Source organism: Pseudoclavibacter endophyticus (genome assembly GCF_008831085.1).
GTDB classification, from domain to species: domain Bacteria; phylum Actinomycetota; class Actinomycetes; order Actinomycetales; family Microbacteriaceae; genus Pseudoclavibacter; species Pseudoclavibacter endophyticus.
Genome location: NZ_WBJY01000001.1, coordinates 507,741 through 533,945 on the forward strand (window position 1 = coordinate 507,741; position 26,205 = coordinate 533,945).

Consider the following 26,205-nt stretch of genomic DNA (forward strand, 5'->3'; position numbering starts at 1 on the left):
CCGCGGCCGTGGTTACAATGGCCCGCAGCCGGTCGGGGCGAGTCCGCTCGCGTGCGTAGACACCGCCAGAGGGGCCGGCCCGAACGACACGTGAGGTGCCCATGCCGTTGACGCTGCAACAGGCGTTCGACCCCCGGGCCAACAGCATTGGATTCCTGCGGTGGCTCATGGCATTCGCCGTGATCTTCAGCCATTCTGGGCCTCTTGCCGGTTTCTACGGTGGCGAGGACCTTGGCATCCAGGTCTCGAGCGAGCAGTCGATCGGCGGCGTCGCGGTCGCCGGGTTCTTTTTCTTCTCCGGCTTCCTCATCACGAAGTCGCGCATGGGGCGCTCGTCGATCTTCCGCTACTTCTGGCGGCGCGCGCTGCGCATCTTTCCGGCGTTCTGGCTCGCCCTGCTCACGACTGCGTTCGTGCTCGCTCCCATCGCCTGGTTCCAAGGTGCCGGCACGATGGACGGCTACTGGAACGCCACGAACGAGTCGCCGTTCACCTACTTCCTCAACAACATGTGGCTGACGCTCGGCCAGCGGAACATCGCCGAAATGGGCCAGTCGATCCCCTATGCCGAGCACGGTGGCTACGACTGGAACGGGAGCGCCTGGACCCTGCTGTACGAGTTCCGCGCGTACATCATCGTCGGGCTCCTCGGCCTCTTCGGCATGCTCGCGAACCGGTGGATCGGGGGCGCATTCGCGCTCGGCCTGATCGTGCTCAACGCCATGACATGGTCGGGCATGGTCGACATGCTTCGCATCTCGTCGATCCTCGACAACCCGTTCAACGTCATGTTCTTCGCGCCATTCGCGTTCGGCATGCTGTTCGCGCTCTTCGGCGACAAGATCCCCATTGACGACCGGCTGGCGGTGGCGGCGCTGCTCTTCGCCGTCCTCGCGTATACGACCGGGGGCTGGAACGTGTGGGGGCAGTACGGGTTCCTGTACTTCGTGATGTGGTTCGCCGTGCGGGCCACGGCGCTCCGGAACTGGGAGAAGTTCGGCGACTTTTCCTACGGCATCTACATCTTCGCGTGGCCGCTGATGCAGTTCGGCGCTTACTTCGGGTTGCACGAGACCGGCTGGTTCGTCTACCACCTCGTGATCGTGATCGCCGCGCACCTGTGCGCGTTCGTCTCGTGGCACGCGATCGAAAAGCCCGCCATGAGCCTGAAGAACTGGACCCCGGCTCCCCTTGCCTGGGCCCTCGATCGATTGCGACCACTCGATGCCGCCGTCAAACGGCGCACCGTCAACCCCGACTTCTCGACGGCGCCGTACGCGCGCACGCTCCGGGACGCCCGCGCAATCGTCCCGGCCGCGTCGACGCAGTCGGCGGGTGACCGGCGATGACCGCGGGGACCGGGGGACCGGCCGAGCACTCCGGCCTGCGCGACGCCCCGGGCGATCTCGCCGAGCGCGTTCACGCCCCGAGCGCGCTTCGCCGCTGGTGGAGGCGGTGGTCGCTCGTGCCGCTGTGCGTGCTCATGGTCGCCGTCATCGCGGCGACGGTCGCCGGGTTCGTGGCGCGCGAGCGCATCGCACAGGCGCTTGTCGAAGCGCCCGTCGAGTCGGCGACGAGCGGTGACAGCCTCCCCGGAGGGTGTGCCCCGCCGCTCGCCGCACTCCCCGCTCACCAGCCATGGCTGGGACAGGCTCGGTCGACGAGCGAATCGACGTACCGGCTCAATTCCGCCGGCGCACCGGGCGTCATCGAGGGTGCCGACGGATTCGTGTTCTGGGCAGACGAGCAGGCCAACAACTTCTCGCAGGCGATCGGACGCCGCGTGCTCTCGCAGGAAGAGATGGACGCCTGGTACGGGGCCATGAGCTCGCTCCGGGACCGACTCGACGAGCAGGGGATCGATCTCGTGATCCAGGTGGTGCCCGCGAAATGGTCGGTGTACCCCGACAAGCTTCCGGCGTGGACCAACAACATCGTGGGCTCGACGACGCTCGACTATCTGCGGTACGCGCATCCAGACCTGCCGGTCATGGATATGCGCGAGCGGCTGCGGGCGGCGGCCGAGGAGCAGAGCGTCTATACGCCGCTCAACTCGCACTGGACGGACTTCGGCGGAACGGTGGGCTGGCAGGCCCTCGCGGAATGCCTCACCGCCGTCGACCCGGAGCGGTACGCGGGCCTCGCGCCGCTCGACATCTCCGGTTTCGACCTGCAACCGGCGAGCAACGAGTTCGAGAGCTTCGGGTACACCGACGACGACCCGATCGATGCCGTGCCGGTCTGGGCGGCTCCGCCGCCCGAGATGCAGCTGACGATGGCCGATGGCACCGTCGCAAGCGAGCCGACCGACCGGCCCGTCGACATGCTCGAGCTGCCGGTGACGACCGAGAATCCGTCGGCGCAGTCGGCCGCCACGGCACTGATCTTCCGTGATTCGCAGGGCGACAGCATCGCGGCCGGCTGGCAGGCCGGCTTCACGACAACCTGGCAATACCCGCATAACCTCGACAAGCCCGAACAGGCCGTCGACTACTTCTCGGTCGCGCTCGAGCATGAGCCCGATGTGGTGATCATCGAGCTCACGGAACGCCACCTCAATTTCGTGCCCCCAATCACCTACTGACGGGAACCCATGACCGCAACGCCCGCAACCACCGCCCCGACCACCTGTCTCGTGACCGGCGGTGCTGGGTTCATCGGCTGTGCCGTGTCGTCGGCCCTCTCCGACGCGTTCGATCGCGTCATCGCCATCGACAACCTGCATCCGCAGGTGCATCCACACGAGCGTCGACCGCGCGCGCTCGACTCACGGGTCGAGTTCGTGCACGGCGACGTCACCGATGCCGCCATGTGGGACGCCCTGCTGCCGACGATCGGCAACGTGACCGTCGTCGTGCACCTCGCCGCCGAGACCGGGACGGGACAGTCGCTCACGGAGGCGACGAGGCACGCCTCGGTTAACGTGGTCGGCACGACCGAATTGCTCGACGCGCTCGTCCGGCACGAGCGCCTGCCCGAACGGATCGTGTTGACGTCGAGTCGGGCGGTCTACGGGGAGGGCGATTGGCGAGCGGAGGACGGCAGCGTCGTGTCGCCGGGGCAGCGTTCGGCGGCCATGCTCGCTCGCGGCGAGTGGGACTTTCCCGGGCTCACGGCACTTCCGCACCGATCAGCGACCGTGGCGCCCGCCCCGACGAGCGTGTACGGATCGACGAAGCTCGCGCAGGAACACGTGCTGCGCTCGTGGTGTCTCGCGATGCGCGTGACGCCCGTGCTGTTCCGGCTGCAGAACGTCTACGGGCCGGGGCAGTCGCTGACGAATCCATACACGGGCATCGTGTCGTTCTTCGCGCAGCGGGCGCGCGCCGGCGAGGTCATTCCCGTGTACGAGGACGGGCACATCGTTCGCGACTTCGTGTACATCGATGACGTGGTCGATGCGGTTGTGCGCGGCGTCACGGGTGCGTCCACACCGACGGAGCCGTCGGGCCACGGCACACGCTTTCCGTTCGACATCGGATCCGGCACGGGCACGACGATCCTTCAGCTCGCGAAACTCATCGCCGAGATCTATGGCGCCCCGGAACCGACCGTGACCGGGCAGTTTCGCAATGGCGACGTGCGAAGCGCGTCCGCGGTCATCGACGACGCGGTCGCGGTTCTCGGGTGGCGACCGAAGGTACCCGTAGACTCTGGAGTTCGCCGCCTCTGTACATGGATCGACGCGCAACTCGACGCGCAGGCACCTGGAGGTGCGTCATAGCCGAGAACATCACCGCCGACGAGCAGCGGCCCGGGCCGCGCCCGGGTCGGTTCCTGAAGCACCCTACCCTCGGGTTGCTCTGGAACCTCACGTTGCGAGAGATTCGCTCGCAGTACAAGCGCACGGCGCTCGGACGGCTGTGGTCGCTTCTCAATCCTCTCGCGACCATCGCCATCTTCTCCATCATCTTCGGCTTCCTGTTCCAAGCGCCACCGCCGGAAGGCACCAATTCGGGCCTGCACGCCTACGCCCTCTGGATCGCGTGCGGCATCATTCCATGGACCTTCATCTCGGGCTCCATCCAGGCCGCCATGAGCTCAATCACCGCCAACGCGGGACTGCTCACAAAGGTGTACTTCCCGAGACACGTGCTCGTGACCTCGATGGTGATGTCGCTCGTGGCCACGTTCCTCGTCGAACTCCTGGTGGTTATGGCGATCATGCTCACCGCCGCGGTCTTCGTGACGGGTGCCCACGGACTCCTCGTGCTCGCGTACATCCCGGTGCTGCTCGTGGTCGTCGCGATCACCGCGTGTTTCGTGCTGGGCATCGGGCTCGTCCTCGCGGTCGGCGTCGTGTATTTCCGTGACATCCAGCACCTGTGGGGCATCGTCAATCAAGCGTGGTTCTACGCCTCGGGTGTCGTGTTCCCCATCGCAATGGTCGAATCGGCCGAGCGGCTACTCGGCGAGCAGGGAATCACGTTCTTCGGCGCGCACATTCCACTCGTCGAGATCTTTAAACTCAACCCCGCTTTCCACTTCCTCGAGGCGTATCGCTCGGTGCTCTACGACTTCGCGATGCCAGGCCCCGTCACGTGGCTCACGATGTTGGCCTGGGCGGCAGCCGTGCTCCTGGTCGGTGTGCTGGTTTTCCGGACGTTCCAAGCCCGCATCGTGGAGGAGCTGTAATGACGAAGCCCTCGGCCATCACGATCGACGGCGTCTCGAAGACGTTCCGGGTGTACCGCGACCGGAATCAATCGCTCAAGGCGACCGTGCTCAGTCGCAGCCGTGGTAAGTATCGGGAGTTCACGGCCCTCGATGACGTGTCGCTCGAGATTCCGGAAGGCAAGACCTTCGGATTGCTCGGCAACAACGGGTCGGGTAAATCGACGCTGCTCAAGTGCATCGCGCGCATCCTCGAGCCCAATGCCGGCACGATCACGCACCGCGGCCGCATCGCCGCCATGCTCGAGGTCGGCTCGGGCTTTCATCCCGAACTCTCGGGCCGGGAGAACGTGTATCTCAACGGCTCGATCCTCGGTATGACCAAGGCCGAGATCGATCGGAAGTTCGACGCGATCGTCGACTTTTCGGGCGTCGAGCAGTTCATCGACCAGCCGGTGAAGAACTACTCGTCGGGGATGTACGTGCGTCTCGGGTTCGCCGTGTCGATCCACGTCGACCCCGACATCCTGCTCGTTGACGAAGTGCTCGCCGTCGGAGACATGGCCTTCCAAGAGAAGTGCATGGCGAAGTTTGCCGAGTTTAAGCGCGAGGGCCGTACCGTCGTTGTCGTTTCGCACGGGCTCGAACAGATGCGTTCATTCTGTGACGAAGCCGCGTGGCTGCATCACGGTGTGCTGAAGGACGTCGGGCCGGCGGCCGAGATCGTTGACCTCTACTCGAACGAGGAGCACGGTGCGACCCTGGTCGAGGGCGGTGGCAAGCGGTTTGGCACTGGGGAGGCCCAGGTCACGAAGCTCGAGCTGCTCCATCCGGAGCGTGGTGACGTGCGGAACCTGTCGACGGGCGACCGGGCCACGATTCGCCTCCACTACCGGGCCGCGGAGCGCATTGAGCGACCAGTCTTCGGCGTGTCAGTCGACGTGGTCAACGGGCCGTTCCTGTGGGGGCACACGAGCCGGGATTCTGGGTTCGTCCCGGATGCGATCGAGCCGGGTGAGGGAACCATTGACATCGAGATCCCAAGCGTGACCTTCCGGCCCCTCAACGCCTACCTGAGTGCCTCGATTCAAGACTTTGACGGCACGCACAACTACGACGTGTGGCAGCGCGCGTTCACATTCAGCGTCGGGCCGGGGACTCCGATCGAATCAGGCGGTCTCGTGACGCTGGGCTCGAAGTTCGGCAACCTCACGCCGCCGCGGCCGATCGAGGCGCCGCCGGTGCGCCGTGCTGACCGCGAGGACTGACGGCTGATGGTTGGTCCTGCCGGGTACGAAGCCAGCCCCCGTGCCGGTTGAACCCGTGTCACCACCACAGAGACTGGTGTGGCTTGTGTGAAATTTGGTGTAGGTGTGGCGTTCTGGGGCAGAAGTCTGCATACTTAGAAACTGCTGAGCGTTCCACACCCCGTGTGGTGAGTTCGAGCGACCACTGACTCAACGTGTTTGGGATGTCATGATTCGCAGATTCCTTGCCCTCCTGGCCGCAGGGGTGACCGCCGCGGCGGGCCTCGCGGCCTTCCAAGCCACGGCACCCGACCCCGACGTCGCCGGCATCGAACAAGCCGCCGCGCAGGCGCAGGCGCGGGACTGGAACCCCGGCAACATCATCAGCGACGAGCTCTTTTACGACGGCTCGGCCATGTCGGCGGCGGAGGCGCAGGACTTCCTCGTCTCTCGCAACAGCTCGTCGAGCCCGACAGCGCTGCGGAACTACGCGCAGAACACCCCGAGCATGCCGGCCGACAAGTACTGCGCCGCCTATCAGGGCTCCGCGAACGATTCGGCGGCCAGCATCATCGCCAAGGTCGGTGCCGCCTGCAAGTTCAGCCAGAAGGCCATGCTCGTGCTGCTCGAGAAGGAGCAGAGCCTCGTGAGCCTCGCCGCTCCCACCACCGGGCGGCTCGCCGCGGCGACGGGCTTCGGTTGCCCCGACACGGCCCCCTGCGACTCCAGCGTCGGCGGATTCTTCTACCAGATCTACTACGCCGCCCGGCAGTTCCAGGTCTACAAGGCCAATCCGTACAGCTTCAACCACATCCCAGGCGCGACCAACAACGTCCTGTACAACCCGAACTTCTCATGCGGGTCGTCGCCCGTCTACATCGAGAACTCCGCCACGGCGGGTCTCTACAACTACACGCCCTACCAGCCCAACCAGGCGGCGCTGAACAATTTGCGCGGCACGGGCGACGGCTGCTCGGCGTATGGCAACCGGAACTTCTGGTGGATGTACACCGACTGGTTCGGCTCGACTCAGGGCTCGAACGCCAAGGACGAGCCGTCGCTGATCATGGCGAACGGCGGCACGAGCACGTACCTGCTGAGCGACGGCATCCGGCACTACATTCCGCCCGAGTACCTCGACCGGTACACGGCCGCTTTCGGGGACGTGACCGTCTTGCCGCAGCAACACTTGGACTGGACGCCGTGGGGATCCTGGGCTGACCAGTTCCTGTCTGACGCCGACAGCAACGCGTACTACCTCAACGAGAGCGGCGCACTGGCGAAGTTCCGGTCCTGCGGGGTCGCCGAAGCCTTCGGCGGCGGCTGCGGAGTCGGCACGGCCAAGCTCACCGAGAAGCAGCTCGACGAGCTCAAGTCGGCAGGAACGATCGAATCGTTCGTGCGCACTGCGGGCAACGAGCTCTTCCTCGTTGCCGGTGGCACGAAGCGCGAGGTCTCGAACCTCGAGGCGCTGAAGGCCATCGGCATGTTCACGGCCGTGACCAACAACATTCCTGCCGAGCTCGTCGATGGGCTGCCGTACGGTTCGCCGATCATCACTCGTGGTGGCGTCATTGCCGGCGCCGGCGGCGAACAGCCGATCCTCATCGACGGCGATCGCATCGGCCACCCAGTGCCGGACGAGTTCGCAACCATGGGCGGCCTCGCGACCACCTCGACGTTCACGAGTGAGAGTTACGCCGCCATCGAGCAGGGCGAGCCAATCTCTGCGCTCATGACGGACGGTTCCGCGAACTACCTCGTCACCGACAAGGGCTTGCTCAAGGTCTCATCGGCTCAGTACGGCAGCGGCGTGCGCTTCAACACGGTTTCGGCCGCGACCATCGCCGCGTTGCCGGGCGCAGGCACGGCGCTCGGCGCCCACTTCGTGCAGATGAAGGGTGATGACCAGATCCAACTCATCGCCGGCGGCGAACGCTTCCCGCTAGCCGACGCGGCCGCGGTCGAGAGCGAGGCGGAGAAGCGAGGAATCGACGCCACGGTGTACACGACCGTCGCCGGCGCCGTCACGGGAATCGTCGAGGGCAACGGCATCGTCAATGGATCGGTGCTGAAGCCGCAGAACAGCGAGGAGCTCTTCATCCTCGACGGTATGTACCTCCAGCCGGTCGCGAGCATCGAGATCGCCCAGGCCCTCGGGTTCACGCAGGCGCCGATCACGATCACGACGGAGTCGTTCGAGAACATCGAGCAGCGTGAGACCACGCTCGACGGCACGCAGTTGACCTGCCACGGTGTGACCGGCTTCGCCGCGGGCGGGGTGCTGCGCCCCTATCCGAACTCCGAGGTCGAGGCCGACTACGGGCTCGCTTCGCAGGCGCTCTCCGAAACGCTGTGCGGGCTCATTCCGGTCGGTGAACCGATGAGCGACATCCTCCGCGACGGCAAGCACGTGTACTGGGTCGTCGGCGGCGAGAAGCGACCCATCGGGTGGCCGGAACTCGTGAACGCATTCGGTGATGGGTACAGCCGGGCCGTCATCGTGTCGGAGCAGGTTGCCGACCAGCTGCCCACCGGCAACACGGTCACGGCGGTCCCGACGGGGTACGAGCCCCCAACAGGAACGCCGCAGCCGACCGAACCGATCGAGACGCCGGAGCCGACGGTGACGCCGGAGCCGACCGACCCGTCGACGGTGGAACCCACCGAGACGTCGGTGCCGACGGCGGTGCCCGAGCCCACCGAGACGACGACGCCCGAGCCCACCGAGACGGAAGAGCCGCCAGTGGCGCTCGAGATCGGTGATGTCATCACCGACGCCGCCGGCACCGGGATCTGGCTCGTGAACGGCGAGCAGCTGGTGCAGATCGGCAGCCCGAGCGTCGCCGCGCACCTGGACATTGCCATTGACGGTGCCATCACGGTGCCGCAGTCGAACTTCGAGCAGTTTGGGTCGAACATCGCCCCGCTCTACTCGTCGGCGGTCCGCTGCGAGGGAACCAACTCCATCGGCATCGACGGCAAGCTCGTGCCGTTCGAGTCGGCCGACACCGAGGCGGCGTTCGGGCTCGATTACGTCGAGCTGGCTCCCGAGGTGTGTGGCACGCTGACGCACTCGACGCTCTCGCTCGGAACCGAGGTGACGCTGCCGAACGGCAACGTCTACGTCGTCGAGAACGGTGAGCTTCGCCTCAAGACGGCGGCGAGCTTCTCGCCGGCCCCCACCGAGTCGGCGCCGGCCGACGGTGAGCCGACCGAAACGCCTGAGGCGACGGACGGCGCCGCCAACGAAGAGGGGCCCGGCTCGACCGGCGAGACGCCTGACGCGACCGACGCCGCCTCGACGGACGAGCCGGAGGCGGACGAGCCGGGGGCCACCGACGCCCCGGAGACGACCGAGCCCGCAGCGACCGAGCAGCCGGCACTCCTGGTGCTGCCGATCGAGGTCGTCTCGGCCATGAAGCGCGGCGCCCCGATCGAGGCCTGACCCGAGACAACTGTCGACGGTGGCCGTGCCGACACTGATGGAGCCCGGCGAGGGGACACCCTCTTCGCCGGGCTCCGCCCTCATTCGGCGTGGACGAATGCCGTGAACGCGCGGTTCTCTGGGCCGCGGCGGGCCGGCGAACCTGCGAGAATAGGCGACCGTGCAGCCTCAAGAAGCGCCTCCACATGCCCCTCGCCGAGGCGTCGCCGCGCGATGCTCGTCGTGGGCGCGCTCGAGACGACCGTGGCAGGTGTTCCTGATCGCGCTCGCCGTGGTGTTCGGCATGCACGCCACGTGGGCCCTCCTGACCCCTCTCGGCGGTAGCCCCGACGAGACGGCCCATATCGTCAAAGCGGCGGGCGTGGCGCACGGCCAAGGCTATGGCGAATACGTCGACGGCACGCAACGCCGGGCGTTCACGATCCCCACCGGCATCCGCGCCGCGGTCGACAAAGTCGAGTGCACCGCGCTGCGATCGAATGCCCCCGCTGTCTGTGACACCGTGACGACCGGTGGTCCGGACGGGATGATCACTGTGAACTCGACGGCCGGTTTGTACAACCCCGTCTTCTATGTGCTCGTCGGATGGCCGGCACTGTTGGGTGATGGCGACGCCGCCGTCTACGGCATGCGGCTGCTGGGGGCGCTGCTCAATGCGATCTTCGTCGCCGCGGCGATAGCGTGCCTCTCACTCCTGCCGCGATCGCGCATCCTCATCCTCGCCGCCCTCGGCATCATGACGCCGACCGTCGCATTCCTCGGCGGCATGGTGAACCCCAACGCGCTCGAAGTGTCGACCGTCGCCGCCTTCTCCGCGGCGCTCTACGTGGCACTCACGGTCCGTGCGCGCGGTCGCCTCCTGTGGTGGCTGTGTGGGCTCATGGCCATCGCCGGAATGCTGGGGCTCCAGGTGCGAAGCCTCTCGCCGCTCTGGTTCTTCGTCGCCGTGGTGCTGATCTCCGTCATCGCCGGCTGGCGAGCCTGCTGGGAGCTGCTGCGACGGCGGCAGACGATCGCGGCCATCGTGCTCGTGGCCACGGCCGGCATCGCGGCGCTCGCGAGCACACTGAGCAGCGGCACGCTCGCACAGCTCGGCGACTACGAAGGGCAGGGGACGCGCTGGGACGTCGGTCTGCGGGTCACCCTCTTCACGTTCTTCGAACAGGTGCCGCCCATGGTCGGCGCGTTTGGCTGGAACGATGCGAGCATTCCTGATTTCGCGGTCGTTGCGTACCTCGTGCTCGTGCTGGCGCTCGCGGCCACGGCGATTCTCGGAACCGAGAGCCCGCGAGGGCGCATCGCAGTGCTGCTCGCGTTGGCTGCGGTGCCCATCCTGCCCGCGATCGTCCAAGGCGGCTCGGTCACCAACTCGGGCTACATCTGGCAGGGCCGCTACGGGTTGGCGCTCGTCACCGTATTCGTCTACGTCACCGCGTTCGTCGCTCGACCGGTGTTCGAGCGGCTGCGGCGGGTGATGCAGGACCGACTTCTGGCGGTCACGATCGGCATCGTGGCACTCGCCCATGCGACCGGGCTGCAAATCCTGCTGCATCGATACGGCTCGGGTATCGAGAGCGAGTACTCCACGCTACTGTTCTCGCCCGCATGGACCCCGTTCGGGCTACCGATGCTCGTGCCGGTCCTCGGCGTGTGGATCGTCGCCGCGCTGTGGGCAATCGGCGCGGCATTGCTCGTGCAGGCCGGTGACCGGGAGCGGGAGGTCGAGATGAAGACCATCGATGACAGCGCGCTCGACACGGGCCCGTCCCACGCGCACGCCGATACGGTCACACCGTGACCACGCTCGTGACGGGCGGCACGGGCTACATCGGGGCCCACGTCGTCTCCCAACTGATCGCCCGAGGCGACGATGTCGTCGTGGTTGACGACGTCATCACCGGTGACGCCGCTCGCATCGGCGAGGTGCCCCTCGTCCGCACCGATCTCGCGTCGGCGGATGCGCGCGGGGTGGTCGAGCGCGTCATTCGGGATCACGGCGTCGATCGCGTCATCCACTTCGCGGCACGGAAGCAGGTGGGCGAGTCGGTCGAACGGCCCGTTTGGTACGTGCAGCAGAACGTGGGCGGGCTCGTGCACCTTCTCGAGGCGATGGAGGCAACCGGGGTCGAACAGCTGGTGTTCTCGTCCTCGGCAGCCGTCTACGGCCTCTCGGACGACACGGGCCTGATCTCTGAGGATGCTCCGACCCGGCCGATCAATCCCTATGGGGAGTCGAAGCTCGCGGGGGAGTGGCTCATCGCAGCTCAGGCTCGTGCCGGCAGGCTCCGGGCGACCTCGTTGCGCTACTTCAACGTCGCAGGCTGCGGCGAGGTGCGGTTGGCCGACAAGCTGGCGCTCAACCTCGTGCCGATGGTCATCGAGCGGCTGCTGCGCGACGACGCACCGCGAGTGTTCGGTGCCGACTACCCGACCCCGGACGGCACCTGCATTCGCGACTACGTGCACGTGGTCGACCTCGCCGAAGCGCATCTCCTTGCGCTCGACCACCTGGCCACGGGCGAGTCCCTCAGCCCTGTCTACAACGTGGGCACGGGACTCGGCACCTCGGTGCTCGAGATCATCGACGCGGTGCGTACAGCCAGCGGCCGAGATCTCACTCCCGTCATCGAGCATCGCCGTCCCGGAGACCCGCCGCAGCTCGTGGCCGATGTGCGACGTATTCGCCGGGAACTGGGGTGGGAGGCGACGCGGAACGTCGCCGACATGGCCTCGTCGGCGTGGCAGGCCATGGCGCAACGGGCGGGTGCGGTGTCGCGAGCCCAATTGCAGGGACACTCGGAGTGCTCGTCCTCGAGGCGATGCCCATAGCCCCCCCAGGAACTCGCCATGCGCGGTGCTCTAACCGGCTCAGGTCGCCGCGTCGTCGTCGCGCTCCCCGAGCTTCCGCCGCAGGTCGCCGAGCTCGGCCCGCAGCTCGCGTACCTCCAGGTCGCGCATCGCCGTCTCCTCCGCCAGGCGCCGAATGCGCGCCTCGACAGACGTCAGCTCGGTCGAGAGCTGCACGGCGATGAGGAAGAGCAGCAGGACCGACACGAAGAACACGAGGTTGACCGGTTCCGCGACGCCGATGAGGGCAGCGGCCCACGTCAAGAGACCGGGGAACACCGAGAGCACGACGGCTCCGAACGCCGCGACGAGGTACCAGACCGCGTGGCGCTCGTGGAAGCTCTTGCGCTGCAGCATGACGAACACGAGCACGAGCGCCGCGACCGCGGCCGCGATCGCGAAGATCTGCACACCGAGGTTCATGCCGTGGCGTCCTCGATCGGGGCCGCTGCCCGGGGCCGCGCGAGCGCGACCAGGAGCGCGAGCATGGCCCGCGCGAGAAAGATGCCGGCCTTCAGCGGGTTGTGCGACGGCACGCCACCCGCCCGGGGCCGCATCGCCACGGGCAGTTGCGTGATCGTGAGGCCGGCCTTCGCCGCCATGACCAGCGACTCGATCGTGTCGCCCAGGTACTCGGCCGGGTAGTGGTCGGCGAAGTACGCGATGGCGCGCGGACCGGAGCCGCGAAACCCGCTCGTCGTGTCAGTGAGCGTCGTCCGGGCGATGCGCGAGATGCACCATGAGAGCACGCGCATGACGAACCGGCGGACGCCGTGCACGGCGTACTCGCCGGCTCCCTCGAATCGGCTGCCGATCACGACGTCGGAGTGCTGCAGCTGCGCGACGATGGAACGCACGCCCACCGGGTCGTGCTGGCCGTCGGCATCCACCTGGACGACGTAGTCGTAGCCCTCGCGCTGCGCGTACCGGAACCCGGCGCGCATGGCCCCGCCGACGCCCAGGTTGAACGGCAGGTCGAGGACGCGAGCACCCGCCTCGCGGGCGGCACGCGCCGTGCGGTCGCGCGACCCGTCGTTGACGACGACGACGTCTACCTCCGGCACCTTGGCATGCACCTCGCGCACCACATCGCCCACGGCCGCCTCCTCATTGAAGGCGGGCATGACGACGAGCGTCGAGGCAATTGGCGTGACCACGGCGCTCAGCGTAGCAATGCGCTGCTCGCGAGCGTGGCCCGCGCGCGGCACACCGCCGGCGGGATCTACGTGCCGTCGGTGGAGGACCGCCGCGGAGTATCCGGTCGTCCCCCGCCGGGGCCGTCGACGTCGCCTCCCGTGTGGCACTGAGCCGAATCCGGAAGGAGCAGATCCTCGGTCGGCGGGATCGGACGAGGCTCGAGCGTCGAGGCGTCGATGACGGTGATGGGCCCCGTCATCGCCGGCAACGTGCGGCGGGGGAGGGCTGGGAGGTCCTGCACGCGCAGCTTCGACGAGATGGCGAGCGAGCTCAGCAGCAGCCAGTTGCCCTCGACGAGCAGCCGTGACTCGGTCAGGGACTGCACCGTGAGCGCGACCATGACGAGGAACGCGAGCATCGCCGAGTGCGGGATGCGGTTGTCGCGATACTGCTCACCGTCGATCGCCAGCCACCACGTGCGGATGAGCGTCGTGATCACGAGCAGCACGAACGGCACCACGCCGATGAGGCCGGTCTGCATCCACACATCGATATACGCGTTGTGGGCCTGCAGGTACTGCACGCCATCGACGACGAGCATGCCTTTGAACGGTTCGACCCACGGCGCCCAGTAACTGATCCAGCCGAGGCCCGCGAGCCAGTGCTCCCAGGCGAGCTGGGTGACCGCCCACCAGATGTCGCCGCGGCCCGACATGTCGCTCGAGCGATTGATGAGCGCGAACAGGTCAGCGTGGAACCGCGCCACGATTGCTCCGCACACGACCATGGCCACGGCCACGGCGCCGTACAGCATCCACCGATGTCGCGTGCGCAGCGGGCGAGCGATCCAGATGAGCAGCGCCGCGAACGCGACGACACCGCAGGCGACGATCACGGTCATTGACCGGCTCAGCAGCACGGTGGCAAGTGAAAGGACGAGCCATATGAGCGCATTCCACCGGCCCAGCTGCTTCGAGAGGAGCTGCACGGTGACGGCGATCGCTGCGAGGAGGGCGATCATGGCGAGCAGGTTGCGGTTGCCGACGATGCCCTGGATCGCCGCGCCCGAGAAGATGTGGCCGTGGCTCCACTTGAACCCGGGCGGGGCAGTCTCGAACGTCGCACCGGGGTCGCCCGTGAGGGATTCGAGGACACCGGGCGCGAGCATGTAGAGGGGGAAGACGCCGTTGGGGAAGAACGCCTCGACGATGACCTCGAAGACGAGTGACATGCCGACGATCGTGCGCATGGCGAGGCTCAGCGCCCGCAGGAGCATGGGCCGTGTGAGCGTGACGGCGATCGCAAGGCCGACGACCACTGTGACCAGCTGCACGAGCGACGCGAGCAGGGTCTCCGGCCAGTACGCCGACCAGATCGTCGACGCGAGGCACCAGGCCATGAACAGCAGCAGCGGAAACGGCAGGTGATGCAGCCTGGGCAGTGGTCGCTTGTTGATGAGGATGACGACGGCGCCGACGAGCACCGCGAGCGAGACGGCACCGAAGCCGTACCAACTCGTGAGATTGCGCCAGAAGTCGCCCGCGAAGCCCGTGAAGATCGCGAACGCCGCGAACGCGAGGAGCCAGGGGTTGTCCCCGAGCTTCGGGTCGCCAAGACCGCCCCGGAGCCACTCGCGGAGGCCGCGGCGGGAACTGGCGGTTTCGGAAGCAGTCACTCACTCAATAATGGAGTACAACCGGCCGAACACCGCAACCCGCGGTCCAGCCCCATGGCCTGCCAGGCCACGTCGTTACCGCAGCGTTACACAAACGCGGCGTGACCCGTGACCGCCCGGCCCACGATGAGGTGATTCATCTCACGCGTGCCCTCGTAGGAATAGATCGCCTCGGCGTCGGCGAAGAACCGGCCCGGCCCGTAGTCGGTCACGATGCCGTTTCCCCCGCACATCTCTCGCGCGAGCGCCACGGTCTCGCGCATTCGGCTCGTCACGAACGCCTTCGCGAGAGCCGAGTGCTCGTCGCGCTGCTCGCCCGCGTCGAGCATCTCGCTCACGCGCACACACATGCCGATCGAGGCCGTGATGTTGCCGAGGCAGGTGGCGAGATGGTGCTGCACGAGCTGGGTCGCAGCGATGGGGCGTCCGAACTGGATGCGCTCGGTCGTGTACCGCAGGGCCGCCTCGTACGCGCCCGCCGCGACGCCGGCCGCAAGCCACGCGACCTCCGCCCGCGTCTGCCGCAGCACGCTCGACGTGTCTTTGAACGAGTTCGCGTGCTCGAGCTTGCTGCTCGCGGGAACGCGCACATCCTCGAGGGTGATGTCGGCGTTCTGCACCATGCGCAGCGCCATCTTGTGCTCGATCTTCGTAGCGGTGTAGCCCGGTGTCGACGTCGGCACGATGAAGCCCTTCACCTGCCCGTCGACCTCGTCCTTGGCCCAGATGATGGTCATGTCGCTGAACGTCGCGTTGCCGATCCACCGCTTCGAGCCGTTGAGCACCCATTCGTCACCGTCGCGCCGGGCGGTCGTGCGGAGTCCCTTGGCCGAGTCGCTGCCGCTCAGCGGCTCCGTGAGGCCGAATGCGCCGACCACCTCACCACTCGCGAGCTTCGGCAACCATTCGGCGCGCTGCGCCTCGCTGCCGCATACGCCGATCGAGCCGGCGACGAGGCCGTTCTGCACGCCGACGTACGTTGCGGTCGACGCATCCACTCGGGCGAGCTCGAACGCCGTCCAGCCGCGGAACGTGGCCGAGTTCTCGAACGGACGCGTCTCAGGGTAGCCGAGGCCGACCACGCCGGCGCGGGCGATGATCCCGGGCACGGCGGCCGGGAATTCGGCGCGGTCCCAGTGGTCGTCGACGATTGGAGCCACCTCGCGATCGAGCGTCGAGCGCAGCTCGCCGAGGAACTCGCGCTCGCGGTCCGTGAGCGCGAGCGCGTAATCGTAGAAGTCGCTGGGGACCGGGGTGAACGGCATGTGGAGCCTCCTTCGTGGATGCTGCGCCGGCGCATCGCAGGACGACGCCGACGCCGAGATTCCCCCAGCCTAGGAAGCGTCGCGGCGGCGGGCGCAGTCGTCGTGGATGCGCGACAACCGCCGGGCGTGCCCGCGCGCGTTCCTTTGTGCGCGCCGATCGGGGCGGGGCAGCGTCGGCCGCGCCGATCCGCGCTGCGGCGCCACGGCGGAGACGCCCGCGTTCGGTACGCTCCGTCGTGATGTTCGTTCGCATCCGCAATACGCCGCTCGACTACGCATGGGGCACCGACGGGGAGATCACCCGCCTACTCGGCGACGGTGGAGATTCGGCCTGCGAACCCCGCACCGACGGCGGGCCGGAGGCCGAGCTATGGCTCGGTGCCCACCAGGGCGCGCCGAGCCGCATCGTCGACCGCGAGCTGGTTGGAGGCGCCGTGGACCTGCGGGAGTGGATCGAGGCCGATCCCGCCACGACCCTCGGTCCCCTCGCGGGCACGCTGCGCGAGGGCGAGCGCGCGCGCCTGCCGTTCCTCCTGAAGGTGCTGGCGGCGGGGGCGCCGCTCTCGCTCCAGGCGCACCCCTCCCTCGAGCACGCACGCGACGGGTTCGCGCGCGAGAACGCCCTCGGCATCCCGATCGACGCTCCGCTGCGCAACTATCGCGACCCGTGGCACAAGCCCGAGCTGCTGCTCGCGCTCAGCGACACGATGGAGGCCGTCGCCGGTTTCCGCCGCAACTCCGAGGTCATCGCCGTGCTCGACGCCCTCATCGCGGCACGTGACGCTCAAGCTGCTACTCCGGTGGCCGCCGGCGCGGATGCGCTCGCCGCGTTTCGCGCCCGCCTGGCGAAGGTGTCCGACGAGCCGGGGCGGCGCGAGGTCGTCGCCTGGCTCCTGGCGCGCGGCGCAGACGCCGTCGGCGTGACGGAGGCCGTCGTCGAGGCGTCGCGCACGGTGGTCGCCGCGGCCACGGCCGGCGTGACGCCCGCGCCCACCGAGCTCGAGCGCGTGACCGAGACCGTGACGCTGCTCGCCGATCGCTACCCCGGCGACCCCGGGGTCGTCATCGCGTTGCTGCTCAATCGCATCACCCTGCGGCGCGGCGAGGCGCTGTTCGTGGGCGCCGGATCGATGCACGCGTACCTGCGCGGTGTCGGCGTCGAGATCATGGCGTCGAGTGACAACGTGCTGCGCGGCGGGCTCACCCCGAAGCACGTCGACGTACCAGAACTGCTGCGCATCCTCGACGCGAGCGAGGTGTCGCAACCGCTGCTCGAGTCCGTCGACCTGGGGGACGGCGTGTTCGATTTCCGGCCCGACGTAGCCGATTTCCGGCTCTTGCGGGTGACGCGCGCCGACCGCGATGGCCCCTCGGCGATCGACGCGCCCGGGCCGGCCATCATCCTGGGTCTTTCCGGTGAGGCTCGGGTGCGGGGGAACGCCGGCGCGGTCCGGCTGCGCGCCGGCGCCGCGGTCTACGCCACGCCGGACGAGGGCCGCCTCGAGATCGAGGGCGAGTGCGATGCGCTGATCGCGACGGTCGGCGCCCCGCCGGTGTGATCACCGGCTGACCCGCGTTTTCTCCGACGCGGCGGACGGAAACCGTACCGGCGCGCGAGGTGCCCGCGGGTCTCGTGTCGCAATCTTGCGACACGCCGCAAGCGCTCGTGGCGAGGCGCCTCGATTTCGGCGCGCGAGGCTCTACCCTTACGATCTCCCACTTGACGCACCTGTAATTACACAGGTGTAATTGATGTGTGCGGGCGATTCGATCCGCACGAAGCGTGGGAGACCGTGATATGTCAAACGAATCGCAGCGTTCGAACCCGCTGCACCGACAGGTGCCGGAAGACTGGTACGTCGACCCGATCACCCTGGGCGTTCCGGGGGTCCGTCAGGGCCTCGGCGACGACAACGCTCTCGCCTGGCAGGCCGACGCCCTCTGCGCGCAGACCGACCCCGAGTCGTTCTTCCCCGAGAAAGGCGGCTCGACCCGCGACGCGAAGCGCGTCTGCACCTCCTGCGAGGTGCGCGCCGAGTGCCTCGAGTACGCGCTCGAGAACGACGAGCGTTTCGGCATCTGGGGTGGCCTCTCCGAGCGTGAGCGTCGCAAGCTGCGCCGTCTGGCATAGCCGGCCGTCCGTGTCGCCACCGGGATCGGGTCTTCCCGAGCCGAATCGAGTCAGCGCGCCCCACGCATCGCGCGACGTCTGATGACCGGCTTGCCGGAGTCAATGCCGACTCCCGTGACGGCAGCGTCTAGCATCGGCCCGATGTCCTCCCGAGTGACTGCGATCGTCGTCGCCCGCGCGTCGGCGCCCGATCTGTCCCGCACCATGCGCGCGATCGCGGCGCAAGACCGCGACGTCGAGCGCACCGTCATCGTGCTCGCCTCCCGCGATGCGTCGCTGCGGTCAGTCGCACGGGAGTCCGAGCCCGACCTCATCGTGGCGATCGGGGAGCAGACGTCGTTCGGCGAGGCCGTCGACGCGGCGGTCGGCGAACTCGGCGATCGCGACGCCGCCGCCCTTCAGGGGTGGCTCTGGCTCTTCGAGGCGGGCGACGCCCCCGATCACGACGCACTCGGCTTGCTGCGCGGCGCCATCGAGCGCAACCCCTCCCTCGCCATTACGGGCCCGAAGCTCCTGCGGGCGGGCGACGAAACGGTCATCGCCGAACTCGGCCAGACGACCGATCGCCAGGGCGAGACCGTGCACCTGCATCGCGGCGAACTCGACCAGGGCCAGTTCGACGACGAGAGCGACGTGCTGGCCGTGGGCCGCAGCGGCATGCTCGTTCGCGCCTCGAACTGGCTCGACCTCAAGGGCTTCGACCCCGGCCTGCCGGTGGTCGACGACGCCCTCGACTTCTCCGTGCGCACGTGGCTCGCCGACGGCCGAGTGACGGTGACCCCGCAGGCCCGCCTCAGCCTCCCCGACCGCCCCGATCCGCCGTTGCACGCCGTTCGCACGGCGCGCCTGCACCGGCTCGTCGCCTCGGTCGGCGCGGCAGAGGCAGCCGTGCGGCGTGCGCTCCTGATCCCGGCCGCGCTCGTCGGCATCGTATGGAACCTCGTGCGCAAGCGACCCGGACGAATCTGGGCCGACCTGGCGGCCGCGTTCGCGGTGGCGTTCGGCCGCACCGGCGTGTCCGACTCGCGCCGTCGCTTCGCCGCGACGTCGACCCAGCCGCCCCGCGTCGTCGAGCGCCTGCAGCTCTCGAGGGAGACGCTGCGTCAAGAGCGCGAGATCGCTCGCGACGAGCGCCGCATCGCCGGCCGTGACGAGCGCGATCGCTACGCGCTGGTCGGCTCGGGCGGCGCCTGGGTGCTGCTCGCGGCGGCCGTCGCGTCGGTCGCGCTCATGCTGCCGATGCTCGGCCGTGATGCGCTCGCCGGCGGCGGGCTCCTGCCGCTGAGCGGCTCCTTCGTCGAGCTGTGGAGCAACGTCGGCTACGGCGTCCGCGACATCGCGAGCGGTGCGTTCGGCGTCGCCGACCCTTTCGCGCTGCTGCTCGCCCTGCTCGGCACGCTCACCTTCTGGCATCCGAGCACGAGCGTCGTCGTGCTCTGGGTGCTCGCGATGCCACTTGCGGCACTCACCGCCTGGTACCTGGCCGCGCGGCTCACGCTCCGCCCGTGGCTGCGGGCCTTCGCAGCGCTCGCGTGGGCCGTCTCTCCGACGCTGCTCGCCGCCTTGGCTGACGGCCGCATCCAGACCGTCATCGTGCACGTGCTGCTGCCGCTGCTCGTCTTCTGCGCCCTGCGCGGCACCCGCACGTGGTCCGGCGTGGCGCAGGCCGCGCTCGTCGCAGCGGCGATCCTCGCGTGCGCACCGTCGCTGTGGCCCGTCATGCTGCTGCTGTGGCTCGTCGCCCTGCTCGCGGGCGGGCGCCGCTGGTACCGCCAGCTATTCCTCATCGTGCCCGCCCTCGCGCTGTTCGCACCCCTCGCCGTCGCGCAGTGGAACCGCGGCCGCCCCCTCGCCGTGTTCGCCGACCCCGGCCTGCCGCTCGCGACCGACCCCCTCACGGGTGCGGCGCTCGCACTCGGCCTGCCCGACACGTCGCTCGGCGGCTGGACCAGCATCCTCGCCGGCCAGGAACCGGGCCTCGACCCCGCGCTGCTCCTCGCGGGCGCTCTCCTGCCGCTCGCGATGCTCGCGGCCCTCGGCCTCGTGCTGCCCGCATGGCGGGTCGCCGCCTGGTCGGTGTTCTTCGCGATCGCCGGCCTCGCACTCGCGGCCGTCAGCGGCAGCGTCTCACTCGCGACCGTCGGGCCCGACTCGGTTGCGCTCTCGACGGGCCCGGCGCAAACACTCGTGATGCTCGGGATGCTCGGCGCCGCTACCGCTGGCCTATCGGTCGCCTCGCGCGTCACGGTGGCGTGGTCGCTCGTCGCCCTCGCGGGTATCGCCGCGCTCAGCGGGCCCGCCGCGGTCTCGCACTTGAACGGAACGGCGCGCGTGGAAGACGGCGCCGGATACGCGCTGCCGGCCATCGTGGAGGCGCAGGCCCAAACTGACGAGACGATCGCAACGCTCATCATTACGCCGCTCGCCGACGGCTCGATGCGCGTACGCCTCGATCGCGGAGACGGCGAGACGCTCGACGAGCAGTCGACGTTGCGCATGACTGCGCCCGAGTTCTCCGATGTCGACAGGCGGCTCGCCGAACTTGCGGTCGAGTTCCTCTCGAGCTCGACGAGCACCCCGACGGGCGAGCTGCACGCACTCGGCATCGCCTTCGTCCTCGTGGAGGCACCCGAGCCCGGCGCCGGGCCCATCGCGACCCGGATCACGTCGTCACTCGACGGCAACGCCTCGTTCCAGGCTGCGGGTGAGACCCACAGCGGCACGGTCTGGCGCATCGTCAGCGCGACCGTCGCACCAGCGGACCATGACGTCGCCGACCCGCTCGCGGTCAGCAACGTCGACACGTGGGCCGGCCGCGGCATCCTGGTCGCGCTCGCCCTGATCCTCGCCGCGACGGTCATGCTCGCGCTGCCAACGGGAGCGCCGCCGACCAGGGAGCAGGTGGAGGTCGAAGCCGCCGCCGCGAGGCGGCGACGCTTCACGATCGACCCGCCGGAACCGCGTCGCGCCCGCCGGTTCGGCAGCACCAACGTCGAAGACGAGCCAGCACCCGGCTACGACCACGGGCCCGACCGCGACGACGAGGAGGACCGCAATGGCATCGTCTGAACCTCGCGCCGAGGGCGCATCGACCGAGCAGGCCTCGCCGCACGCCTCGCCGCTCGACGAGGCGGAAGCACTCGCTCGCTCGGGCGCCGGCGGTGCCGATGCGCCGTTGCACGACAGCGTCGGCAGGGGTGCGCGGAACGGCGAGCCGTACGTTGGCGGGCGCGGCGGCGGGAACCAGCTTGGCGGTCGCGGCCTGTGGGCGCGCATCGGCATCGGTCTCGTCGGCATCGCCCTCGCCGGGGCCACCGTGTGGGCCGTCGAGACGGCGCCGCTGCCCCACTACGCGATCTCGCCGTCGGCCCTCGTGCTGAGCCCCGCCCCGGGCGACCAGCAGCGCGTGTGCCCGGGGCCCCTCACCCTGCTCGGGCAGTCATCGGCCAACCCGACCGCGGTCGGGTACAAGGGTTACGCCGAGATCGTGACGGCGGGCAACACCGACGACCTCGACATCTCGGGTATCGCCCCCGCCGTCGAGGCGCCGGCCAGCGCACCCGAGCCCACCGAAGACGCCATCGGCGTGCCCGCGTACTACCAGGCGCCCGGGGTCGTCGGCGACCGCGCGACCATTCTCGCGATCTCGCAGTCGTCCGCCGCGACCGAGCCGGGGGCGGCCGGATTCTCGGCGACGGCCTGTACCCCCGCATCCGCCGACCAGTGGCTCGTGGGCGGCTCGACCGCCGGCGGCGCCAGCACCGTGCTCACGCTCGCGAACCCGACCGAGGCGACCGCCACGGTGCGGGTGAGCCTGTACGGCCTCGAGGGCGGGCTCCCCGCGCCCGGACTCGACGGCATCGAGGTGCCCGCCGGCACGCAGGTCGCCGTGAGCCTCGAGGGCGTCGCCCCCGAGCAGGCGGCGTTCGTCGCCCACCTCACGACTCGGGGCAGCGTCATCGGCGCCGCCCTGCACGAGGTCGGGCTCGAGGGGCTCCAGCCCCAGGGGGCGGAGGTCATCTCGTCATCGCCCTCGCCGTCGTCCCGCCTCGACTTCGTCGGCGTGCCGTTCCCGACGACGGCCGCCGATCCGGACGAGGCGATGTTCGGCACCCGCGGCGCTGTGCTGCGCCTCTTCGCGCCCGGCGACGGCGCGGCCGCCGTCACCATCACGCTGCGCGACGGATCCGGCGAGGCCCTCGAGCCCATCTCCCTCACGCTCGCTCCAGGCGTCGTGAGCGATGTACCCCTCGGCGAGGCCCCCGCGGGGCGCTACACCGTGACGGTCGACGGCGACTCGCCGGTGGTCGCGTCGCTGCGCACGTCGCTTGTCGCCGAGCCGTTCGACTTCGGCTGGTACCAGCCCTCGCCGCCGCTCGATGGCGCGACCGCCATCGCTGTGGCGCCCGGCCCGCAGCCCCGGCTGCAGCTCTCGACGGTCGGCACGATCCCGGTCACCGTGACCCTCGTGCATCCCGATGGCACTCCCGAGCGCGTCACCCTGCAGCCCCGGCAGACCACGGAGCTCGACGTCGCGGCCGGCGCCTACCGCATCGACGGGATGCTGCAGACCGTCGCGCAGGTCACCTACGACGGTCCCGGGCAGATGTCGGGCGTGCCGGTCGTCGGCGGCAGCCCGCTCGCGGCCGACGTGACGGTGTACCGCTAGCCGGCGTGCCCCGGCTACTCGGCGTCGTATCGGTCGGGCAGGATGTCCCACGGGTCTTTGCCGAGCAGGTCGCCGATCGCCTCGAGCATCACGCGCTCGATGTGCATCCGGTAGTGCACCGGGTCGGGGCAGTGCAGCTTGGCGAGTCGGTCGATGGGCACGCGGAAGAGCACGATCGTCGACGGGCGCACGACCCGCCAGCGCTCGATGCCTGCGTCGGGCTGCTGCTCGTCGGGCGGCATGCCCGCCACTTCAAGGCGGATGCCCTCGAGCTTCTCGGGCGCCTGCGCGCGCAGGAAATCCATGGTCTCGGCAACCGTCTGCTCGAAGCGCGGGATACGCCCGGTCAGCATCGGCAGGTACGGCCCGGCGACGCTCGAGCGCACACCGCGGCCGTGGCGGCCCCTCGCGAGCCCTCGAGCAGGGCGCGGTTGGGTGATACGGCGGGAATCGCGACGGCGTGCCATGTGCTCAGGGTAGTCCTCAGTCGGGCCGTTCGGCGGCCTCGTGCTCGTCGCGACCCTGCCACGTGCACACGCACGCCACGTTGCCGTCCGAGTCGGCGAGCACGACGAACGCGGGAGCGGCCGAGTCGTCGACCACTCGGCCTCCCGCGTCGAGCGCGGCCTGGATGCGCGCCTCGGCGCGATCGTGCGGCACCATGACGTCGAGGTGGGTGCGGCCGCGGTCCCGAGACGGCGAATCGGTGACCTGGAACCACACCCGCATGGCGCGACCGTGAGGGTTCACGATCTCGTGGTCGTCGGTGACCTTCGCGCCCAGGATCGCGGCCCAGAACGGTGCGATGTTCTCCGGATCGGCGCAGTCGATGCCGACGTCGACCGCCGTCAGCGAATTCGGCGACATGGAGTGCCCGCGCGCACGCGCCTCGTTGGCGACTGCCGTCGCGAAGCGCAGATCGCGCTCGGTGAGTCCACCGACGTCGTGGCTCTTCACCGCGAGGAACACGCGGTGATAACGGATGTCGATGTCGGGGTGGTGCTGCTGCGACTCGGCGATGTCGGCGACGGCCCGCACGAAATCGATCGCCGAGACGAAATCGCCCGCATTGACCGCGAGGTGCAGTTCCTCTCCGAGGAGTCGCCAGTCGGGTGCGCCCGCGCTCGCGTCGGCGCGGTTCAAGAGTTCGTTCATGCGGGCGACGCTACGACCGCAACCGTGACGCCGGGTGAGCGTGGGTCGTGATGCGGCACAACATCCGGATGCTCCCGCCTGGCCGGCGGTGCCGCTGCGGTTGCTCCCGCGCACGTCGGTGCGGATGCGTGTGGGTCGATTTCGCGCGTGCCTCGGTGGCGCAGGGGCCGTCGGCTCCTAAACTTGCCGGGTGATGTCGAACCGACCGTGTTCTCGCGTGGCCTGCTCGAGGCACGCCCAGTTCACGCTGACCTTCGACTACGGCGATCGGCTCGCGGCGATCGGTCCGCTCGCGTTCGAGATCGAGCCGCACTCGTACGACCTCTGCGCGCGTCACGCGGAGCGCCTCAATGTGCCCGAGGGCTGGACCGTGCTGCGCCCGACGCCGCTCGGCTTCGATTAGCAGGCCTGCCTGCTTGCCACACCCGCCAGGCTGCCAGCCTGCCGGCCTGACCCCGGCGTCGAAGCGCGCGGCGCCCCTCCGGTAGCGTTGAACGCATGAGTTTGGCACCCGCGATCCCTGCAACCGAAACGGGCGAGCGGGGCGACCTCGCGGCAGTCGTCAAGCGCTATGACATTCGCGGCCTCGTCGGCCGCCAGCTCACAGAGCCCGTCGTCGCCGCGCTCGGCGCCGCGTTCGTCGACGAGCTCGGCCTCGCGGGGCAGGACGTCGCGATCGGCCACGACATGCGCGCGTCGTCGCCCGGGTTCGCCCAGGCGTTCGCGCGCGGCGTCGCGCAGCGCGGCGGGCGGCCGGTCACGATCGGCCTGTGCTCGACCGACGTCACCTACTTCGTCTCGGGCTCGCGCGGCATCGCCGCCGCAATGTTCACCGCGAGCCACAATCCGGCCGCCTACAACGGCATCAAGCTCTCTCGGCCCGGCGCGCAGGCCCTCAGCCTCGACACGGGCCTTGCCGCGATCCGGGACCGCGCCGAGGCGTTCCTCCGCGACGGCATCCCCGCCGCTCCGCACGGGGCGGGCGAGCAGACGCGACTCGACGTGCTCGCCGACTACGCCGCCCACCTTCGCCGGCTCGTCGACCTCACCGGCACGCAGGCGGACGCGCCCGTGGCATCCGCGTCGCCCACACGGCGCCTCAAGATCGTCGTCGACGCCGGGAACGGAATGGCCGGGCTGACCGTGCCCGCCGTGCTGGGCGCGGGAGCGGGCCTCGAGCCGCTGCCGCTCGAGATCGTGCCGCTCTACTTCGAGCTCGACGGAACGTTCCCGAACCACGAGGCGAACCCCCTCGACCCCGCCAACCTCGTCGACCTGCAGCGTGCCGTGGTCGAGCACGGCGCCGACCTTGGCCTCGCCTTCGACGGCGATGCCGACCGCTGCTTCGTGGTCGATGAGCTCGGCGAGCCCGTGTCGCCGAGCGCCGTGACCGCGATCGTCGCCGAGCGCGAGGTCGCCCGCGTTCGCGCTGCCGGTGAAGCGGAGATCACCGTGCTGCACAACCTCATCGTCTCGCGGCACGTGCCGGAGACGATCGAGCGGGCGGATGCCACTGCCGTGCGAACGCACGTCGGTCACTCGCTCATCAAAGCCGAGATGGCCCGCACCGGCGCCGTGTTCGGCGGCGAGCATTCGGCGCACTACTACTTCCGCGACTTCTGGGGCGCGGACAACGGCATGCTCGCGTCCATGCACGTGCTCGCCGAGGTGCTCACGCAGGGCGTGTCGATGTCGCGGCTCAGCCACCGCCACACGCCGTACGCCATTTCGGGGGAGATCAACTCCACCGTCGATGACGTGCCAGCCGCCTACGCCCGCCTCATCGACGAGTTCGAGCACATCGCCTCCTACGACGAGTTCGATGGCCTCACGTTCACGGGCTTCACGAGCGGCGACGAGCCGTTCTGGTGGTTCAACGTACGACCGAGCAACACCGAGCCGCTCCTGCGGCTCAACGCCGAAGCAGCAACGCGCTCGCGCATGGAGACCATTCGCGACGCCGTGCTCGCCGTGATTCGAGAGGACGCGTGGTGACGCATACCGACCCCAAGACCGA

Annotated in this window: 20 protein-coding genes; 14 read left to right on the forward strand and 6 right to left on the reverse strand. The window is 69.1% G+C overall.

Annotated features, from left to right (window positions below; translation table 11 throughout):
* The first annotated feature begins 101 nt into the window (after window positions 1–101).
* The 8 genes from F8O04_RS02185 (at window position 102) to galE (ending at window position 12,138) form a co-directional block, all read left to right on the forward strand.
* Window positions 102–1,349: an acyltransferase family protein gene (locus F8O04_RS02185; RefSeq protein ID WP_158027704.1), complete on the forward strand. Its 1,248-nt coding sequence runs from the start codon at window positions 102–104 to the stop codon at window positions 1,347–1,349.
* On the forward strand, window positions 1,346–2,584 hold the full coding sequence (locus tag F8O04_RS02190; RefSeq protein WP_158027705.1) for an alginate O-acetyltransferase AlgX-related protein: 1,239 nt from the start codon (window positions 1,346–1,348) through the stop codon (window positions 2,582–2,584). The genes F8O04_RS02185 and F8O04_RS02190 overlap by 4 nt, the downstream gene beginning before the upstream one ends.
* A gap of 9 nt (window positions 2,585–2,593) precedes the next feature.
* Window positions 2,594–3,724, forward strand: a complete 1,131-nt coding sequence (locus F8O04_RS02195; protein WP_158027706.1) for an NAD-dependent epimerase/dehydratase family protein — start codon at window positions 2,594–2,596, stop codon at window positions 3,722–3,724.
* 74 nt (window positions 3,725–3,798) lie between these two features.
* The gene (locus F8O04_RS02200; protein ID WP_225734822.1) at window positions 3,799–4,635 is read left to right on the forward strand and encodes an ABC transporter permease; all 837 of its coding nucleotides are present in this window, start codon (window positions 3,799–3,801) and stop codon (window positions 4,633–4,635) included.
* Window positions 4,635–5,882 carry an ABC transporter ATP-binding protein gene (locus F8O04_RS02205; protein WP_158027708.1) on the forward strand — a complete coding sequence of 416 codons (1,248 nt, stop codon included), beginning with the start codon at window positions 4,635–4,637 and terminating at the stop codon, window positions 5,880–5,882. Before F8O04_RS02200 ends, F8O04_RS02205 begins: the two co-directional genes overlap by 1 nt.
* 208 nt (window positions 5,883–6,090) lie before the next feature.
* Window positions 6,091–9,309, forward strand: coding sequence for a hypothetical protein (locus tag F8O04_RS02210; RefSeq protein ID WP_158027709.1), 3,219 nt, complete (start codon window positions 6,091–6,093; stop codon window positions 9,307–9,309).
* A gap of 250 nt (window positions 9,310–9,559) precedes the next feature.
* The gene (locus F8O04_RS02215) at window positions 9,560–11,107 is read left to right on the forward strand and encodes a DUF2142 domain-containing protein (protein WP_158027710.1); all 1,548 of its coding nucleotides are present in this window, start codon (window positions 9,560–9,562) and stop codon (window positions 11,105–11,107) included.
* Window positions 11,104–12,138, forward strand: a complete 1,035-nt coding sequence (gene galE, locus F8O04_RS02220; protein ID WP_158027711.1) for a UDP-glucose 4-epimerase GalE — start codon at window positions 11,104–11,106, stop codon at window positions 12,136–12,138. The genes F8O04_RS02215 and galE overlap by 4 nt, the downstream gene beginning before the upstream one ends.
* A gap of 39 nt (window positions 12,139–12,177) precedes the next feature.
* Here galE and F8O04_RS02225 read toward each other — a convergent pair whose 3' ends face one another.
* The 4 genes from F8O04_RS02225 to F8O04_RS02240 form a co-directional block, all read right to left on the reverse strand.
* Window positions 12,178–12,579: a DUF2304 domain-containing protein gene (locus tag F8O04_RS02225; protein WP_158027712.1), complete on the reverse strand. Its 402-nt coding sequence runs from the start codon at window positions 12,577–12,579 to the stop codon at window positions 12,178–12,180.
* The gene (locus F8O04_RS02230) at window positions 12,576–13,313 is read right to left on the reverse strand and encodes a glycosyltransferase family 2 protein (RefSeq protein WP_158027713.1); all 738 of its coding nucleotides are present in this window, start codon (window positions 13,311–13,313) and stop codon (window positions 12,576–12,578) included. Before F8O04_RS02230 ends, F8O04_RS02225 begins: the two co-directional genes overlap by 4 nt.
* A 65-nt stretch (window positions 13,314–13,378) precedes the next feature.
* Entirely contained in the window at window positions 13,379–14,968 is a 1,590-nt protein-coding gene (locus F8O04_RS02235) for an O-antigen ligase family protein (RefSeq protein ID WP_158027714.1), read from the reverse strand.
* 86 nt (window positions 14,969–15,054) lie between these two features.
* Complete coding sequence (locus tag F8O04_RS02240; protein ID WP_158027715.1) at window positions 15,055–16,233, reverse strand: acyl-CoA dehydrogenase family protein; 1,179 nt, start codon at window positions 16,231–16,233, stop codon at window positions 15,055–15,057.
* Window positions 16,234–16,472: 239 nt separating this feature from the next.
* Here F8O04_RS02240 and manA point away from each other — a divergent pair, with 239 nt between their 5' ends.
* The 4 genes from manA to F8O04_RS02260 all read left to right on the forward strand — a co-directional run bounded on the left by manA (window position 16,473) and on the right by F8O04_RS02260 (window position 23,033).
* Window positions 16,473–17,792 (forward strand): mannose-6-phosphate isomerase, class I, encoded by a 1,320-nt coding sequence (manA, locus tag F8O04_RS02245; RefSeq protein WP_158027716.1) that lies wholly within the window; start codon window positions 16,473–16,475, stop codon window positions 17,790–17,792.
* Window positions 17,793–18,031: 239 nt separating this feature from the next.
* Entirely contained in the window at window positions 18,032–18,364 is a 333-nt protein-coding gene (locus F8O04_RS02250; RefSeq protein WP_158027717.1) for a WhiB family transcriptional regulator, read from the forward strand.
* A 141-nt stretch (window positions 18,365–18,505) separates the two neighbouring features.
* On the forward strand, window positions 18,506–21,433 hold the full coding sequence (locus F8O04_RS02255) for a glycosyltransferase family 2 protein (RefSeq protein ID WP_188726324.1): 2,928 nt from the start codon (window positions 18,506–18,508) through the stop codon (window positions 21,431–21,433).
* Window positions 21,420–23,033, forward strand: a complete 1,614-nt coding sequence (locus tag F8O04_RS02260) for a DUF5719 family protein (protein WP_158027719.1) — start codon at window positions 21,420–21,422, stop codon at window positions 23,031–23,033. The genes F8O04_RS02255 and F8O04_RS02260 overlap by 14 nt, the downstream gene beginning before the upstream one ends.
* A 14-nt stretch (window positions 23,034–23,047) precedes the next feature.
* On the opposite strand, the gene F8O04_RS02265 is transcribed toward F8O04_RS02260, so the two are convergent.
* On the reverse strand, window positions 23,048–23,500 hold the full coding sequence (locus F8O04_RS02265; protein WP_158027720.1) for a hypothetical protein: 453 nt from the start codon (window positions 23,498–23,500) through the stop codon (window positions 23,048–23,050).
* 16 nt (window positions 23,501–23,516) lie between these two features.
* A complete protein-coding gene (locus tag F8O04_RS02270; protein ID WP_158027721.1) occupies window positions 23,517–24,188 on the reverse strand; it encodes a 4a-hydroxytetrahydrobiopterin dehydratase in 672 nt (223 codons plus the stop codon).
* A gap of 193 nt (window positions 24,189–24,381) precedes the next feature.
* Between F8O04_RS02270 and F8O04_RS02275 the strand changes: the two genes are divergently transcribed.
* Together F8O04_RS02275 and F8O04_RS02280 are read left to right on the forward strand one after the other, a co-directional pair.
* The gene (locus tag F8O04_RS02275) at window positions 24,382–24,591 is read left to right on the forward strand and encodes a DUF3499 family protein (protein WP_158027722.1); all 210 of its coding nucleotides are present in this window, start codon (window positions 24,382–24,384) and stop codon (window positions 24,589–24,591) included.
* A gap of 95 nt (window positions 24,592–24,686) precedes the next feature.
* On the forward strand, window positions 24,687–26,183 hold the full coding sequence (locus F8O04_RS02280) for a phosphomannomutase/phosphoglucomutase (RefSeq protein WP_158027723.1): 1,497 nt from the start codon (window positions 24,687–24,689) through the stop codon (window positions 26,181–26,183).
* The last annotated feature ends 22 nt before the right edge of the window (window positions 26,184–26,205 follow it).